Consider the following 17,613-nt stretch of genomic DNA (forward strand, 5'->3'; position numbering starts at 1 on the left):
ATTTTTTTATGAATTATTTGAGGCTTGCCAACAGGTACATGGACACTATTAATTGGAACAATGTACACTTATGTTTCCTTCAGGAGGATTAAAACTATGATGAGAGCTTTATGGACAGCGGGTTCAGGTATGAAAGCCCAGCAGTTTAATGTGGATGTGATTTCAAATAACCTGGCCAATGTGAATACAACCGGCTATAAAAAAGAAAGAGCAGAGTTTAAAGATCTCCTGTATGAGACAATGAGCAGGGCATATGTGCTGGACAGCAGCGGAAAGCCTGTGAACTTACAGGTTGGACATGGAACTGCTGTAAATGCTACCGTTAGAAATTTTGAGTCGGGCAATGTTGACAAAACCGATTCACCGTTGGATTTTGCCATAGAGGGAGAAGGCTTCTTCACCATACTAGGTTCTGACAGTGTCATAAGATATACCAGAGACGGTTCCTTTAAAATAAGTGTTACAGAGGATGGAATGAGAAAGCTGACAACCTCCGACGGATATTCAGTACTGGATGATACCGAACAGGAAATTGTTTTTGATTCAGATGTGGACATAACAAGCCTGATAGTGGATTCACAGGGGCAGATCAGCTATAAGAATGCGGAAGGTGAGACAGTTGCCATGGGACAGAATATGGGACTGGTCCACTTCCCAAACAAGTATGCCCTGGAGGCGGTGGGAAAGAATCTGTTTGAGAGGAATTCAGCAACCGGAGAGCCTGTTCAGGCAAGTCAGGATACAACCGGTAAAAGCACTATCTCACAGTACTATCTTGAAGCCTCAAATGTATCGGTGGTGGATGAAATGGTAAAGCTTATAGTAGCCCAGAGAGCGTATGAGGTCAGTTCAAAAGCCATACAGCAGTCTGACGATATGCTTCAGATAGCAAATAATCTTAAGAGATAAGCAGTATTAAAGGAATCAGTTCATATATAAAGAATAAAGGTATAAAGGATAAAGTCAAAATACCATTCTTGGTGTGAAATATTTGTTTTTGCACACGGACAGGAGAATTTCATGGGAATAGGCGGAATAGATGTAAATGCCAAAAGCCTGGTTGACAGTGCACAGGTTAATCGAACCGGAGCAAAAGCTGACAGCTTTGAGAAACGATTGAAGGAAGCAGCCCAAAAAGGTGACGACGCGCAATTAAAGCAGGTCTGCAAAGAGTTTGAAGGTATTTTTCTGAATATGATGTACAAGCAGATGAAGGCTACAGTACCAAAATCCGATTATTTGCAGAGCGATTACGGTACCGAAATGTACGATACCATGATGGATGAAACTCTTGTGGAAGTTATGTCACAGAAGGGCATCGGATTGGGGGACTATATGTACAAGCAGTTGGCAAGGCAGTATTTAAAGACCGACAGTTCGGAAGAAGCTTCCGGAGGAGTGGTTGATGAAAAAAAGTAATCATAAATTGATTATAATTATAGTTCTGATTGGGTTATTGACATTGTCCTTCATATTCTTTCATGCAGGACAATTTTTATTTTTCAGGGAAAACTTGCAGCCGGCAGGAGCGGATACCACGGCCGGGGACACGGAAAGCGGAGATTTGCCTTCCGGCAGGACAGACCCTCTGCCATTGGAGTATAAACATATTTCTACCGTTATCAGCGGGTATAGACAGGAAATATTTACACTGGAGTTTGATCCCTCGGACCACAGGATTGAATTCAAGCCTGTTTTATCCTATGACAATGTATTTGGCTTTGAGAAACTATCTGAAATTTCCGCGAGAACAGGTGCATATGCAGCCATAAACGGGGGCTTTAGCTATGAATATGGGGATCCGGTGGGAATGGCTGCGGTGGATGGGAAACTGCTGATGGCTGCAACGGGCTATGATCCGGTGTTTATTATGGACAAGTCAGGGGCGAGGTTTGAAAAAATTACTTCTGTAATGTCATTTTTATTTAAAAATGAAAGTATAAGTATAAATAAGCTGAACCGTTCGGGGAAGGATGGAAATATAATACTGTACACAAGTGATTATGGCTCTACAAACAGGGCGGAAGTCAAAAACACTTCCGTACGGGTCCGGAACGGTATTGTAACAGATGTATATTATGATGCGGTTCAGGTGGGACTGACAAAGGACACCCAGCTTGTCAGTTTTTTCGGGAAAAAGGCCACACTGCCCGGAGAACTGGGAATAAAAGCCGGTGACCCATTGAGTATAAAAATACTGCCCGACCTTGGAACTGCATATCAGGCCTTCAGCTTCGGCAGCATGCTGGTCAAAGGAGGCAAGGCGGTTGTTCCCGAAAATGACAGGTGGGCAGGTACTTTGCTGAACAGGGACCCGAGAACTGCGGTAGGTATAATGGCCGACGGCCGCCTGTTGCTTATTGTAGCCGACGGAAGACAGCCGGGCTACAGTACCGGACTCACCGGCAAGGAACTTGCAGAGTATATGATAAAGCTGGGTGTAGAAGAGGCCGCCATGCTGGATGGGGGAGCAAGCTCTCAGATGCTTGTGGAGGGAACCCTTAAAAACAGGCCTTCGGACAGAGGAATGGAGCGCCCTGTGGCATCTGCCTTCATAATAAGAATAAAGGACGGGCCATAAATAAATTTATTTTCAACTTTAAAAAGGATTTTTAAAGTTGCTGTAGAATATATTACCAGGTCATAATTTATGCTTCCGGCTATTTGGAAAAAGCCGGTGCATTCAACAATTAAATCGAGAGGTGCCGGATTATGCTTGATATTAAACAGATAAAAGAAATTCTTCCCCACAGATACCCGTTTTTACTGGTAGATAAGATAATAGAATTGGAGCCTGGAAAAAAAGCTGTAGGAATAAAGAATGTTACTGTGAATGAGCCATTTTTTCAGGGGCATTTTCCTGAGTTTCCCATAATGCCCGGAGTGCTTATTGTGGAAGCCTTGGCGCAGACAGCGGGAATAGCGGTTGCAGTGCTGGAGGAGAACAAGGGCAAGCTTGGAGTTTTTGCCGGTATTGACGGGCTTAAATTCAAGTACCAGGTACAGCCTGGAGATGTGCTGAGGCTTGAGGCCGAAATACTGCTGACGAAGCTGGGGGTAACCAAGGCCAAGGTCAGGGCGGCGGTGGGCGATAAGGTTGCCGCGGAGGGAGAAATAAAGCTTGCAATGACCAAGGGCTGAATATATGGGTAAAGGCCAAAAATAATTAATTCAATTTTATAGTTGTGATAGTGCTCGAGTATAAATAGAATCAATGGGAAGCATGCTTAAAAGAACTTACTGAAATTGTTGCGAATCTTATAATTTCAGTAAGTTCTTTGTGTGCAGCCATAGATTTTATTCTGTACGGGAGTACCAATAAATATATTGTAATTGAATTATTTGTTTGCCCTCAGATTCAGAAACATTTCGCCGCATCTCACTATGTCTCCCGCTCCCATTGTAAGTATGAGATCCCCGGATTCTGCATTTTTGTCCAGAAACTGAGCTATCTCCTGAAAGTCTCCCATATACAAGGCATTACCGCCCTGCTCGCATATTTTTTCAGCCAGCATTCCGGAGTGAACGTCTCCCGGATCCTTCTCCCGGGCGGCGTAAATATCTGTAACTATAATGTTGTCAGCATTTCCAAAGGCCTGGGAAAATTCATCCATAAAGGCTTTTGTCCTGGTATAGGTGTGAGGTTGAAAAACACACCAGATTTTATTGTGTACCGTATTGGCCGCAGCATTCAGTGTTGCTTTTACTTCCGAGGGATGATGGGCATAGTCATCAACTACCTTTATGTCGTCAACCAGACCCTTGAGCTCAAATCTCTTATGACTGCCTCCGAACTTCAGGAGGCCGGCGGCAATGTCCTCCATGCTGCAGCCGCAGGTATGGCATGCAGCTATGGCAGCAAGTGCGTTGCTGGCGTTGTGCGGTCCGGGTACGGAGAGAGAAACAGCGCCCAGCAGGCTTCCTTCCTTGAAGACTTCAAAGGATGCGCAGCCCGACTGATTGTATGTGATGTTTTTGGCTGTCCAGGTGGCCTGGGGATTCTTTACACCGTAAGTAATCTTGTTGCAGTTTTTGCCGCTGATGACCGAAAGAGTATTTTCATCATCGGCGCAGGCTATAACATAGCCGTCAGGCGGAACCAGGGAAATAAATGTGCCGAAGGTGTCCTTTATATGCTGTAAATCTCTGAAGTAGTCCACATGGTCTACTTCAATGTTTAATATAACAGCCATAAAGGGAAAGAATTTTAGAAAGCTGCCGTAATATTCACAGGCTTCGGTTATAAAATACTGTGAGTTGCCAATCCGCGTATTGCCGCCGATACAGTCCAGCTCCCCTCCTATATGTGCCGTAGGATCGGTTCCGGCTTCAAGCATTATTGTTGTAATCATAGAGGTGGTGGTGGTTTTTCCGTGGGTTCCTGAAACTGCTATGCCGAAAGAATGGCGCTTCATAATAAGTCCCAGCAGCTCCGCCCTGTCAATTACCGGAATGCCCGATTGCCTGGCACGGAGCATTTCAGGGTTATCCTCCTTTACAGCTACCGTAAAAACCACCAGATCCGGATTTGCAATGTTTTCGGAACTGTGGCCTATGAAAATCTGCGCTCCTTTATTTTCAAGCTTCTGAGTTGCTTTTGAAGATTTTATATCCGAGCCGGATACCTTGTAACCCTGGCTCAGCAGTATTTCTGCCAGGCCACTCATGCTTGAGCCGCCTATGCCTATAAAATGTACGTATTTAATATTTTCGGAATCTAAAAGGTTTAAACAATTAATCAAAAGAAAACACTCCTTTGTGATATTACTATATATACTATTAAACTCGATTAAAGAGAGTTCACTGCACTATAAATTATTGCCAATTGAATTCCCGGACATAAAAATAATACCTTATTTTCTTCCAAATGTAAAAGGAATAAAATTGTGCGCCGGCAGGAAAAATATATGGTGGTAATATTATATGACCTGTAATTTAAAAATATTTTTTAAATATCCCATATAATTATATTTTTCCGAATATTAATAACAATTTGAGTTTTATTATTCTATGTTTTATTGTATAATGATTATTAATGTAAAAATATTGTGGGGAGATAACATGGATAAAATCCAAAGAAATGAAAGACTTGCGGTAATCATCAAAACCTTGTGCGATCATCCGAATAAGGTTTTTACCCTGGGGTATTTCTCTGAAATGTTCGGCTCGGCCAAATCTACAATCAGCGAAGACCTGGACCTGTTGCAAAAGACCTTTGACAAAAACAAGCTGGGAAATATCTGCACTATTTCAGGAGCTTCCGGCGGAGTGAAATATGTGCCTTATATAAGTGAAAAGGATATGCAGATAACTTTGAAAGAACTGTCCAGGGAGCTTTCGAATCCTGAGAGGGTTTTGCCGGGAGGCTATCTGTACATGCTGGACATCATATATAATCCGCAATGGGTTAACAAGATAGCTATGATGTTTGCCAGCAGGTTTTCGCAGCTTGAGCTGGACTGCGTAATAACAGTTGAAACAAAAGGAATTCCGCTGGCATTTGCTACTGCCCAATATCTGGATGTACCGCTGGTGATTGTGCGTCATTACAATGAAGCAACAGACGGTGCATCGGTAAACATAAATTATGTATCGGCTTCGGCTAAGAAGATTCAGACGATGGTACTGCCAATGAAGTCGTTGAAAAGGAATTCCAAACTTTTGTTTATTGATGACTTCATGAAGGGCGGTGGAACCTCCAAAGGCATTATCGAGATGGCAAACCAGTTTGACAGTGAAGTTGTGGGCATCGGCGTCCTTATTGAAACAAATCAGCCTAATAAGAAGCTGGTGGGAAACTATTACTCACTGGTAACCTTAAATGCCGATTTGCAGGAAAATACCACTATTGATATAAAGCCAAATATATAGCTGCATGGAAACTATGGAAGTATTATTTAATTAAACCTTAATTATTTGCCTGCTTTGCAAATGATTAAGGTTTTTTCAGTTTGAAGACCTAAAGAGGCAGTTTAAAATAACAGTATTAAAGCCCGGTAACACGCTGTTATAAGGAAAAAGTCGAATATACCTGTAAAATAAACAAAAATAATGTAAAAATATACGCAAAAAAGCAGGAATATTTACCAAAATGGCGAATACTTATATTAACTTAAAATATTTCTTGGAGGGTTCGTCATTATGGAGATTACAGACATAAGGATCAGAAAGATTGATACCGAGGGAAAAATGAAGGCAGTTGTTTCAGTTACTTTTGATAATGAATTCGTAGTTCATGACATCAAAATAATTGAAAGCCAAAATGGATTGTTTATAGCGATGCCCAGCAGAAAGACACCGGATGGTGAATTCAGAGATATAGCTCATCCAATTAACGCAACTGCTAGAGAAAAGCTCCAAACTGCAATTTTGGCCAGTTTTGAGAGTTCATTACAAGAGTAATCCAAGAAAACTAAAAGGATACTTCAAGGAGTATTCTTTTTTTTGTGAAAAAAAGTTGATAAAATTTTTATATAAGATAAATAAATAATATTATAATAAATTTTGTTAATGTTAATGGGTTGAAATTATTTGATAAAAATGAGAGAATATAACCTGTAAAATACAGTGGGGGCTTTGATAATGATAAAGATTTTGGGATTAGTTATATCCGACAATAATAATAGTGCTTTTAAATCAAAAAGCATGAAGGAAAGCCATAATGTATTAGGACAAAGTATTCAGCAATGGTCAGCCTCAAGCATGACAGGCATTACAACTGACATACAGGCCATTACATTTGAAGAATTGGAGAAATTCAGACAACTGGTTGGCAAAGCTGATATGGTTGTTATTAACTGGGCGGATCAACCTTTAATAGCTTCCGAAACCATTCAAGGCCTTCTGGACAGGCATAAAACGGAAGGAAACAGCGCATCGGCCATATTTGGAAGTTGCCGGAGAGAAGCCATAAGTGAAGCAGCAATCTATATTTTTAATAGCAGTGAGTTGACGGCAAAACTGGATGCATTGGATGTTCTGAACCTTTCTAGGGAAGTATTAAAACAAATTTTTCTTTCATTAAAAGATACCAATAAAATTTTATCAGAGGATTATAGGGAATTCCTGGCTGTGACTGACAGGATAGCACTTGCGGAAGCTGTTTCGGTGCTTAGAGACAGAATCCTCGGGGAAATAATGCTTTCAGGCGTTACAATTATGGATCCTGCATCAACCTATATTGATGCAAATGTTTATATAGGAGAGGACACTATCATCCTTCCAAATACCATACTGGAAGGTAACACGGCTATTGGCGAGGACTGCACAATCGGGCCGAATTCAAGGCTCTCAAACTGTAAAATCGGAAATAATGCAGAGGTGGTCAATTCAGTGGCAATTGACAGTTCCGTGGGAGACCAGACCCATGTGGGACCTTTTGCATATCTGAGACCGGGCAGTATGATTGGAAGTAATGTTAAAATAGGCGATTTCGTAGAAATTAAAAAGGCCGTTATAGGTGACCGTACCAAAATATCACACCTTACCTATGTGGGTGATGCCGAAGTGGGATCAAATGTAAACATCGGCTGCGGCGTTGTATTTGTGAATTACGACGGCAAGCACAAGAACAGGACTGTCGTTGGAGACAATTCCTTCATAGGCTGCAATACAAATCTCGTTTCACCGGTGGTTGTTCATAAGGATGCTTATATAGCAGCAGGTTCTACTATTACCGACGAAGTACCTGAGAATTCCCTTGCAATTGCAAGAGAGCGTCAGGTTATAAAGGAAGGCTGGGTAATAAAGAAAAATATGAAACGCTAATAAAAATATACCATAAATAAGTGTGATAAAAAAAGGAGAGTTGAAATGAATTTGCATGGTAAGGACATAAAGATATTTACAGGAAACTCCAACAGGCAATTGGTAAATGAAATTGCTGAAAAAATCGGTATTCCTGTAGGTGTTGCGAGTGTTGGATGTTTTAGTGACGGGGAAACTGCGGTAAACGTCGGAGAAGTTGTAAGAGGTTCTGACGTATTTATTATTCAATCAACCTGTCAGCCTGTAAATGATAACCTGATGGAACTTCTTGTAATGATAGACGCCGTAAAAAGAGCGTCTGCAGGGAGGATAACCGCAGTAATACCTTACTTCGGCTATGCCAGACAGGACAGAAAGGCCAGAGCCAGAGATCCAATATCAGCAAAGCTGGTTGCAAATCTTTTAACTATTGCCGGAGCCGACAGGATTCTGACCATGGATCTGCATGCTCCTCAAATTCAGGGGTTCTTTGACATTCCGGTTGACCATCTGCTGGGAGTACCCATTATAGCTGAATATTTTAAGGAGAAGTTTGCCGGGGAGGACGATGTTGTAGTGGTATCTCCGGACGTGGGAAGCGTTACCAGATCCAGGAAGGTGGCCGAGAGGCTTGATTGTCCGCTGGCCATTATAGATAAGCGGCGTCCCAAGGCAAATGTATCAGAAGTAATGAACATTATCGGTGATATCAGGAATAAGAAATGTATTCTGGTGGATGACCTTATGGATACCGGAGGAACAATAGTAAATGGTGCAAATGCCCTGATGGATGCAGGTGCCAAGGAAATTTATGCCTGTTGTACCCACGCAGTGCTGTCAGGACCGGCAATCCAGAGGATTCAGGATTCTGCCATAAAAGAGCTGGTTGTACTTAACACTATCACACTTAATGAAGATAAGAAAATAAACAAAATAAAGGCTTTATCTGTAGCAGGAGTTTTTGCGGAAGCCATTGAGAGAATTTACGGAGACATATCCATAAGCACGCTTTTCACTCAAATATAGCTGTTAAAGAATCCGAGATTGAATGAAGTAATTAATATCATAACATTTGAGAAATACTATGGGGCGGTTCGGTTTTTTGAACCGCCCTTTTAGACTTGGTTGTCATAAATAGTTTGTATAATGAATTTGACGGGTAATATAATGAATAGCTGGTGTGCATGACAAGTGCAGCTTGCCGGACAGGAGGAAGCCTTGGGAGATATTTTTTTAATTGCCGGACTGGGCAATCCGGGATCAAAGTACGATAATACCAGACATAATGTAGGTTTTGATACAATTGACTACCTTTCGGGAAAACTTAATATAAAGCTGTCCAAAATAGGCTTTAAGGGAGTATATGGGGAAGGGGAGCTGGACGGTGTCAGGGTGATTCTGCTAAAACCCCAGACGTATATGAATCTCAGCGGCGAAAGTATCAGGGATGTTTCCTCATGGTTCAAGCTGCCTGTGGAAAAGCTTGTGGTCATATATGATGATATTGATTTGGAGCCCGGAAAAATCAGAGTGAGAGCCAAGGGGAGTTCTGGAACCCATAACGGTATGAAATCCATAATTTACCAGTTGCAATCGGACAATTTCCCGAGAGTGCGTATAGGCATAGGCCGTGCACCTGAAAAGTGGGACCTTGCGGATTATGTCCTCAGCAAGTTCTCCAGGGAAGACCGGGAGGTTATAAACGAAAGTGTGGCAAGGGCGGCTGATGCGGCCATGGCCATAGTTCGAAGCGGTGTTGAAAAAGCCATGAACAGCTATAACAAGTAATGGAGGAAGAAATGGATTTATTTGCTGACCCACTTTTAAGGCTTGACGAATACAAGGCACTGTTGGAGGAGATAAGGGAAAACAGGGTGCCTGTATCCGTACTCGGGCCTTCCGATTCTCAAAAAGTTCATATTGTATACTCCATGCTTACACACTTGCAAAGAAAAGGCCTGTATGTTACTTATAATGAAATGCAGGCCAGGAGGGCCTACGAGGATTTCCAACTATTCCTGGGGGAGGATGTGCTGTATTTTCCTCCAAAGGAAACCATGCTGTATAATGTAGAGGCCAGGAGCAATGACCTGATTTATCAAAGAGTCAGAACCCTGCTGCGCTGTGTTAAAAATGACTACAGGGTTATTGTGCTTCCGGCTGAGGCTCTGATTCAGATGATAGCGCCATTGGAACTGTTTGCCGGAGGAATTATTGAAATTGAGCTGGGAAAGCAGCTTGTGCTGGAAGAAGTTGCAGCAAGGCTGGTTCATAATGGCTATGAGAGGGTGGAAATTGTAGAGGGCAAGGCTCAGTTCGCCATACGCGGAGGTATAATAGACATTTATGCCGTAAACTATGAGCACCCTCTTCGTATAGAACTTTTTGACACGGAAGTGGATTCCATCAGATATTTTGATGAGACCTCCCAGAGGTCCACCGATTCGGTGGAAGCCTGTGTGGTATCACCTGCCCGGGACGTGGTTTATGAGGCGGGAGCAACTGACAGTATAACAGCCAGGGTAAAGAAGGAATTGAAAGATTATGTTAACAAATTGAATAAAAAAGGAAATTCAGAAGCAGTATCCAATATTGTGCGCAGAGTGAATGAAGACCTGGAAAATATGGCCGAGGATCATTACTTTGCAGGAATAGACAGGTACCTTCCATATATTCTGGAGAAGCCGCAGTCCATACTGGATTACATCACCGGGGAACCGGTGATTGTTCTTGACGAAACCGTCAGGATTTCTCAAAGGATCGAGAATGTTTCCCTGGAACAGGAGGAACTGGCAAAAAGCCTGCTTGAAAAGGGTACGATGCTGCCGGGGGGAGCCAGTTGGACCCACGGCTTTGACGAGATACTGAATAAGATAAGAACCTTCAGATCGGTCACGCTGGCAGCCATAGCTTCGAATAATTCACTCCTGCGTCCCGCGGTCCAAATATCCATACCCTGCAGGCAGGGGAGCTCCTATCAGAATCACATGGAACTGCTTATAAATGACATACGGCTCCTGAAGGACAGAAACTGCAGGATAGTGGTTTTGTCGGGCCCCAGCGGAAGAGGTCACAGGCTGGTGGAAACGCTGGCTACAAATGACATAATGTCAAACTACTCCGATGTTTATCAAAAAGATATACAGGAAGGTGAAGTGGTTGTAACCCGGGGCAGCCTGCAAAAGGGCTTTGAGTATCCGACCATCGGCTTTGTAGTCATCAGCGACAAGGAGGTTTTCGGCCAGGACAAACGGATTAAAAAGGCCCGGTCAAAGCACGACGGCAAAAAAATAAAGGCTTTTTCCGACCTGAATGTAGGAGATTTCGTAGTGCATCAGGCACATGGAATAGGTCAGTATATCGGAATAGAGAAGCTTGCAGTAGGTGAAATAAAACGTGATTACCTGAAAATACGCTATCAGGAAGGAGCCTTTCTATACATTCCCACAAATCAGCTTGACCTGATTCAGAAGTATATAGGAACCGAGGGGAAGACTCCCAAGGTAAACAAGCTTGGGGGCTCTGAATGGGCCAAGACAAAAAGCCGTGTTAAGGAATCTCTCCGGGAGCTGGCAGGAGAACTTATCAAGCTGTACGCAAAGCGCAAGGCGGAAACAGGGCATGCCTTTGCAATGGATACTGTCTGGCAAAGGCAGTTTGAAGAACTGTTTCCCTTTGATGAAACCGATGACCAGTTGAAATGCATAGATGAGATAAAGAAGGATATGGAATCTGCAAGGCTGATGGATAGGCTGCTTTGCGGAGATGTGGGGTATGGCAAGACGGAGGTGGCCATAAGAGCGGTTTTCAAGGCCGTAATGGACGGAAAACAGGTTGCGTATCTGGTTCCCACCACCATTCTGGCACAGCAGATATATGAGAACTTTAAAAAGAGGATGACGGATTTTCCCATGACCGTGGATGTGTTGAGCCGTTTCAGGACGGCAGCGGAGCAGAAAAAGATAGTTAAGTCTGTGAAAACCGGCAATATTGATATTCTGGTGGGAACTCACAGGCTGCTGCAAAAGGATATAGAGTTTAAAGACCTGGGACTTCTGGTGGTGGATGAGGAACAGCGCTTCGGCGTCACTCACAAGGAGAAGCTGAAAGCCATAAAGCCCAATGTTGATGTGCTTACCTTAACAGCCACACCTATTCCCAGGACTCTTCACATGTCACTGGTGGGTATCCGTGACATAAGTGTGCTGGAGGACCCGCCGGAGGAAAGATATCCTGTGCAGACTTATGTAATGGAACATAATGCAGAATTGATACGAGACGGCCTTGTAAGGGAACTGGCAAGAAACGGACAGGTTTTCTACCTCTACAACAGGGTCAGGGGTATAGAATTAAAGGCTGAGGAGCTGAAGCGGCTTGTGCCTGAAGCCAGAATAGCCACAGCCCATGGACAGATGAATGAAAAAGAGCTGGAAGATGTCATGTACAGCTTTATAAACGGTGAATTTGATGTGCTGGTTTGTACCACCATAATTGAGTCCGGGCTTGATATGCCCAATGTCAATACGATTGTGGTTGAGGATGCGGACAGAATGGGGCTTTCACAGCTATATCAGATTCGTGGACGTGTGGGCCGCTCCAACAGGCTGGCCTACGCCTATATAACCTATAGAAAGGACAAGGCACTGTCTGAAATTGCCGAAAAGCGGCTACAGGCGATTAAGGAATTCACCGAATTTGGTTCGGGCTTCAGAATAGCCATGAGAGACCTGGAAATCAGAGGGGCAGGAAACCTTTTGGGCCCTGAGCAGCACGGGCATATGGAAACGGTGGGTTACGAGATGTACTGCAAGCTGCTGGAGGAGGCCGTGCACGAGATAAGCGGTGATTCGGCAGCGCCCCTTGATGAGGAAATGTCCATTGATATCAATGTAAGCGCATATATTGATGATGAATATATCAGTTCGGAAGAACTAAAAATTGACATGTATAAAAAGATTGCAAATATACAGAATGAAAATGATGTAATTGATATCAGGGATGAATTGATAGACCGCTATGGGGACATTCCGGAGGAAGTTGAGAGCCTGATGGATATTGCATATATAAAGGTACTGGCCCGGCAATGCAGTTTCTCCAGTATTACGCAGAAGGAGGAAACGGTTATTTTCCAACTGAATAAATCTGCGGTGGCTCTTCCAATGTATCTTGGCAAGCTCATGGACAAATACCCCAGGAGGATAATGCTCAATGCCGGAAGCAGTCCGTATATAAGCTTCAGACTGAATAATACCGCCGGCAGAGAAATTTTGGCAAATATTAAGATTTTATTACATGACATTATTAAATTGCAGTCTGACCAATAATTGAATATAATTGTAACAGTAGTGTTTTGCAAAAGTTAAGTTTGTACAAGCATTGTTTACTAATACAAAACGGGGAGCGATTACCTTTGGAAAATGAAAATGCAATTGTAAAAAAGAAATCAAAAGGCCTATTAATAGGTATCATTGCTGCAGCAGTAATCATTATAGCAGCCGCAGCGGTTCTCTTTGTACTCAAGCCGTGGTCAGTAGATGTAGCAACAGTCGATAATTTAAAAGTTACAAAATATGAGTATACTTTTTTTACTAAATTTGGTATGAACCAGTTTATTTCAACTAACAACCTCACAACCACAACAACGCCCGAGACCTACAAGTGGGATACCAAAAAGGGCACCGAGACAGCAAAGGATGCAGTAAAGAAAAGTACTTTAGAGCAGATACAGGAATTCAAGATTCAGCTCATAAAGGCAAAGGAAGCAGGATATAAGCTTGATTCCAAGGATTTGGAAAATATAGACGCAGCAATTAACGAGCAGATTACCAACTATGGCAGCAGAAATGCTGCTGAAACCGGAGTGAAAAACGATTACGGTGTTACCTTGTCCGAGTTGAAGGACATATACAAGGATTTGACACTTGCACAAAAGTACCGTGATTCCATTACAAGCAAAGTAATAGTTTCTGATGACGATGTCAAGAAGTATTATGATGACAACAAGACGAATTTTGACAAGGTTACTGTAACACATATCCTTATTTCTACTCTTGACAGTAACACTCAGGCTCCTGTAAGTGCAGGAAAAAAAGCAGAGGCCAAGAAAAGGGCTGATGAGCTCCTTGCCAAGGTCAGGGCAGGAGAGGATATCACGGCTTTAGCCGAGGCAAATTCTGAAGATCCTGGTGTTACCCAGAACAAGGGCGAATATACCTTTGGAAAAGGGGAAATGGTACCTTCCTTTGAAGAGTGGGCCTTTAAGGATCATAAGGCAGGGGATTCAGATATAGTGGAATCCGACTACGGCTATCATGTAATGCAGTTCCATAAAAGAGTTCCAACTCCTTTTGATGATTTGAAGGAGAATATAAAGTCATCACTTCTGGCACAGAAGCAAAGCGAAGAATTTACCAAGAAGATTGATGAACTTAAGAAAGACAACAAGTATGCCATAAAGACAAAGGATGATGTTATCGCCAAGGTTGACAAGACTCTTTACAAAATATAAGGTTTGTCAATATTGTTAACACATATGGGTCAGTAAAAAGAATCACGCAAGTGATTCTTTTTTTATTATTTAACCTGCCTTTCCAATAATGTATAAAAAATCATCAACTTTACAATACTATGACTAAAATAACCTATTAAGGAGGTAATATAATTTGAAAGCAACTGGAATAGTTAGACGTATTGACGATTTAGGTAGAGTTGTAATACCGAAGGAAATAAGAAGAACCCTGAGAATCAGGGAGGGTGATCCCCTGGAGATATTTACCGACAAGGAGGGGGAGGTAATTCTTAAGAAGTACTCTCCAATAGGTGAATTAAGTGACTTTGCAACTCAGTATGCGGAATCACTGCATAAAACCAGCGGACACATTACCTGTATTACTGATAGAGACACTGTTATTGCTGTTTCAGGTGCATCTAAGAAAGAATTTTTAGAGAAACAACTGAGCAGTGATGTAGAAAAAACAATTGAGGAAAAGACTACGTTACTTATAAAGTCTCCGGAAGAAAAGGCAATCACTATATTGGCAGATGAAAACGGAGAAAGAAAGTATGCCTCACAGGTTGTTTCTCCGATAATATCCGAGGGTGATCCAATTGGAGCTGTAATTATGCTTTCTACAGATTCCAATGTAAAGATGGGAGAAGTTGAGGCCAAGCTGGCTCAATCCGCTGCAAGCTTTTTAGGAAGACAGATGGAACAATAAGTATTCTATTCGATAGGTTATTTTAAAATTCAGTTGTGAAATGAAAGTTCAAAAAATGGGGAAGATTGTAAAACAGTCTTCCCATTTATTATGCCACCCGCAGTTTATTGTGTTGACAATAAATACATAATATGTATAATTATATTATAAGTTTTATGATTCTTTCATGGCATCTCTGCCATAATGTTTTCCAGAGTATTTTTAAAAAAATGATTATTTCGGGTTTTATATTTTTGCATACCCGTGGATTTTAAGTTTTTCTTTATTTTTCGCCCGTCACCACCGGGGTTTCCGGCCATACTTTTATTTAAGCGGTTACTTGACCATCAGCTTAAAATTTTCGGCAGTCATAAAGTCAATTACGGTTGAAGTCTTGCCCTTCCAGGGCAATATGTGCTTTCAAGCATTTTGTCTTGAAGGTTTCAAAGGCTTGGGTCTTAAGTCTGTACTTCAGGAAACTGACTTTATGAACATGCCGGGATGTAATGAATATATTTATGCTCCCTCTGGAGCAAAGGAGGTTTGTATGAACAATGTTAGTCTCGTAGGAAGATTGACCAGGGATGTTGAGCTGCGCTATACTGCAAAGAAGACAACGGCGGTAGGTTCGTTTGTGCTGGCTGTGGACAGGGACCCCAAGAAAGGAGTTGCTGAAAAGTCCACAGATTTCATCCCAATTGTAGTTTGGGGGAAAACTGCGGAATTTGCGGGCAAATACTTTGCAAAGGGCCACAGGGTGGCGTTGCAGGGGAGTATTCACACAAGAACGTGGGAAGACGAGCAAAAAAGTAAACACTATGTTACGGAGGTTATTGCAGAGAAAGTCTTTTTTGCTGATGCAAAATACAGAGAATTGGATGTCGAGGACAACCTCGAACCCGACTCCGGCCAAGGGGAGGAAGCCTCCGGCCAGGAGGCAGTTTAAAAATATATTTCATCATTTGCCAAAAGCGGGCAAAACCATACGTCTTCGGGCTGTATGGTTCTGCCTGCTTTTTTGTGCAGTAAATATTATACCATCCTCCTGCTTCCTGTGGACAGGACTTAATATGGGTACTTGTTGCAAGGTGGAAAGAAGTAGTATAATAACCAAAGAAACAACTGGTTATTATAGTAATTAAAGCTAGTACGACATTCAACAAATAGGGTGCATAAATTTGAAGGAGATTTTTTGGAAATACAAGGCGGAGGAGTGCGGAATAATTGCTTTATTCCAATCGACGACAACGATGTAGTTCAAAAAAATATACCCGGATTATGTGCCAGGATTACTGAATGTTGTACTAGGACACTGTAACTCATTTAACCTGAGATGGGAATGAAGAAATGGAGATAGCGTGAAAGATACATGTGGTAGGTCATAGTGGATTTCACGCAGTGAAAACCACTACGTGTCTTTCATTACTATTTATGTATGCGCTATACGCGTAGATGGGAGATAAAATGAACAGCGGAAAGCTTGAAAGATTAATTGACATAATGAAGCTTTTGAGGAGCAGGGAGGGCTGTCCCTGGGACCGGGAGCAGACGCATGAAAGTCTTAAGAAGTACTTGATTGAAGAAACCTATGAATATCTTGAAGTGGTTGATCTTAATGATAAGAGCAGAATGTGTGAGGAGCTGGGAGACGTTCTTTTGCAGATAGTATTTCACGCCCGCATTGCCGAGGAAAATGGAGATTTTAACATAGAGGATGTTATAAACGGGGTTTGTGACAAGATGATACACCGCCATCCCCATGTGTTTGGCAATGAAAGTGCCGAAACCTCAGGCGAAGTGCTTAAGAAATGGGAAGAAATCAAAAAGCGGGAAAAAGGAACGGTAAATCAGACTTCGGTGCTTCAGGACGTACCAAACAATCTGCCCGCACTCATGAGAAGCTTCAAGGTTCAGCAGAAGGCCGCCGAGGTGGGTTTTGACTGGACGAACCCTGAAGACGTATTTGCAAAAATCAGGGAAGAAATAGATGAGCTTGAGGCGGAATTCAAAAAAAATAGCAGTTCAGGCATGGAAGACGAACTGGGGGATGTACTTTTTTCAGTTGTCAATCTTTCAAGGTTCTTAAAGGTTCACCCTGAGCTTTCTCTTACACAATCCACAAACAAGTTTATAGGAAGGTTTGAGCAAGTAGAGAAGTGTGCCGCGGAGCAGGGAAAGAAGCTTGAAGAAATGAGTCTCCAGGAAATGGATATGCTCTGGGAAGAAGCAAAGCTGAAAATGAGCCAAAATGGAAAGACTGCAAAGTAATCCTCCGGAAATGCGGTATATGTTCCATTGTTTATGGACAAAAATGAATAAACAATGTGAAATTGGTTAAAATCATAGTGTAATAACCATATGGGAGGAATTACTAATGAATAAAACTGAGTTGGTGGACAGTATGGCCGAAAAGTCGGGACTGTCAAAAAAAGATTCTGAAAAGGCGCTTAGTGCCCTTATTGAAAGTGTAGAAGAGGCTCTGGTGAATAACGACAAGGTTCAGCTTGTGGGCTTCGGAGCCTTTGAGGTAAAGACCAGGGCCGCAAGAAAAGGCAGGAACCCTCAGACCATGGAGGAAATTGATATTCCGGAAAGCAGGGTGCCGGCTTTCAAGGCAGGTAAGGACCTGAAGGAAATGCTCAACCAATAGCAGCCTTCAAGAAAGAATTTA

The 17,613-nt window shown here is 42.4% G+C and carries 16 protein-coding genes; 15 read left to right on the forward strand and 1 reads right to left on the reverse strand.

Annotated features, from left to right (window positions below; all coding sequences use genetic code 11):
* The first annotated feature begins 96 nt into the window (after window positions 1–96).
* The 4 genes from flgG to fabZ all read left to right on the forward strand — a co-directional run bounded on the left by flgG (window position 97) and on the right by fabZ (window position 3,141).
* Entirely contained in the window at window positions 97–909 is an 813-nt protein-coding gene (gene flgG, locus CLHUN_RS11370) for a flagellar basal-body rod protein FlgG (RefSeq protein WP_080064719.1), read from the forward strand.
* Between the two features lie 111 nt (window positions 910–1,020).
* Window positions 1,021–1,419, forward strand: a complete 399-nt coding sequence (locus tag CLHUN_RS11375; RefSeq protein WP_080064720.1) for a rod-binding protein — start codon at window positions 1,021–1,023, stop codon at window positions 1,417–1,419.
* Window positions 1,406–2,581: a phosphodiester glycosidase family protein gene (locus CLHUN_RS11380; protein ID WP_080064721.1), complete on the forward strand. Its 1,176-nt coding sequence runs from the start codon at window positions 1,406–1,408 to the stop codon at window positions 2,579–2,581. Before CLHUN_RS11375 ends, CLHUN_RS11380 begins: the two co-directional genes overlap by 14 nt.
* 131 nt (window positions 2,582–2,712) lie before the next feature.
* A complete protein-coding gene (gene fabZ, locus CLHUN_RS11385; protein ID WP_080064722.1) occupies window positions 2,713–3,141 on the forward strand; it encodes a 3-hydroxyacyl-ACP dehydratase FabZ in 429 nt (142 codons plus the stop codon).
* A 197-nt stretch (window positions 3,142–3,338) separates the two neighbouring features.
* Here fabZ and murC read toward each other — a convergent pair whose 3' ends face one another.
* Entirely contained in the window at window positions 3,339–4,742 is a 1,404-nt protein-coding gene (murC, locus tag CLHUN_RS11390) for a UDP-N-acetylmuramate--L-alanine ligase (RefSeq protein ID WP_080064723.1), read from the reverse strand.
* A gap of 319 nt (window positions 4,743–5,061) precedes the next feature.
* On the opposite strand from murC, the gene purR reads away from it, so the two are divergent.
* The 11 genes from purR to CLHUN_RS11445 all read left to right on the forward strand — a co-directional run bounded on the left by purR (window position 5,062) and on the right by CLHUN_RS11445 (window position 17,592).
* Window positions 5,062–5,871 (forward strand): pur operon repressor, encoded by an 810-nt coding sequence (purR, locus tag CLHUN_RS11395; protein WP_080064724.1) that lies wholly within the window; start codon window positions 5,062–5,064, stop codon window positions 5,869–5,871.
* A gap of 270 nt (window positions 5,872–6,141) precedes the next feature.
* Window positions 6,142–6,402, forward strand: a complete 261-nt coding sequence (gene spoVG / locus CLHUN_RS11400) for a septation regulator SpoVG (RefSeq protein ID WP_004628899.1) — start codon at window positions 6,142–6,144, stop codon at window positions 6,400–6,402.
* Window positions 6,403–6,582: 180 nt separating this feature from the next.
* Entirely contained in the window at window positions 6,583–7,767 is a 1,185-nt protein-coding gene (locus CLHUN_RS11405) for a UDP-N-acetylglucosamine pyrophosphorylase (protein WP_080064725.1), read from the forward strand.
* Between the two features lie 45 nt (window positions 7,768–7,812).
* Window positions 7,813–8,772: a ribose-phosphate diphosphokinase gene (locus CLHUN_RS11410; protein WP_080064726.1), complete on the forward strand. Its 960-nt coding sequence runs from the start codon at window positions 7,813–7,815 to the stop codon at window positions 8,770–8,772.
* Window positions 8,773–8,964: 192 nt separating this feature from the next.
* Entirely contained in the window at window positions 8,965–9,534 is a 570-nt protein-coding gene (gene pth, locus CLHUN_RS11415) for an aminoacyl-tRNA hydrolase (RefSeq protein ID WP_080064776.1), read from the forward strand.
* An 11-nt stretch (window positions 9,535–9,545) separates the two neighbouring features.
* Entirely contained in the window at window positions 9,546–13,070 is a 3,525-nt protein-coding gene (gene mfd, locus CLHUN_RS11420) for a transcription-repair coupling factor (RefSeq protein ID WP_080064727.1), read from the forward strand.
* 86 nt (window positions 13,071–13,156) lie between these two features.
* Window positions 13,157–14,254 (forward strand): peptidylprolyl isomerase, encoded by a 1,098-nt coding sequence (locus tag CLHUN_RS11425; RefSeq protein WP_080064728.1) that lies wholly within the window; start codon window positions 13,157–13,159, stop codon window positions 14,252–14,254.
* Window positions 14,255–14,408: 154 nt separating this feature from the next.
* Window positions 14,409–14,963 carry a stage V sporulation protein T gene (gene spoVT / locus CLHUN_RS11430; protein ID WP_080064729.1) on the forward strand — a complete coding sequence of 185 codons (555 nt, stop codon included), beginning with the start codon at window positions 14,409–14,411 and terminating at the stop codon, window positions 14,961–14,963.
* A 526-nt stretch (window positions 14,964–15,489) separates the two neighbouring features.
* Window positions 15,490–15,888, forward strand: a complete 399-nt coding sequence (locus tag CLHUN_RS11435; RefSeq protein WP_080064777.1) for a single-stranded DNA-binding protein — start codon at window positions 15,490–15,492, stop codon at window positions 15,886–15,888.
* Between the two features lie 518 nt (window positions 15,889–16,406).
* A complete protein-coding gene (mazG, locus tag CLHUN_RS11440) occupies window positions 16,407–17,210 on the forward strand; it encodes a nucleoside triphosphate pyrophosphohydrolase (RefSeq protein WP_080064730.1) in 804 nt (267 codons plus the stop codon).
* 106 nt (window positions 17,211–17,316) lie between these two features.
* Entirely contained in the window at window positions 17,317–17,592 is a 276-nt protein-coding gene (locus CLHUN_RS11445; RefSeq protein WP_080064731.1) for an HU family DNA-binding protein, read from the forward strand.
* Window positions 17,593–17,613: the final 21 nt, after the last annotated feature.

Origin of the sequence: Ruminiclostridium hungatei, from assembly GCF_002051585.1 — a bacterium.
GTDB classification, from domain to species: Bacteria; Bacillota; Clostridia; order Acetivibrionales; family DSM-1351; genus Ruminiclostridium; species Ruminiclostridium hungatei.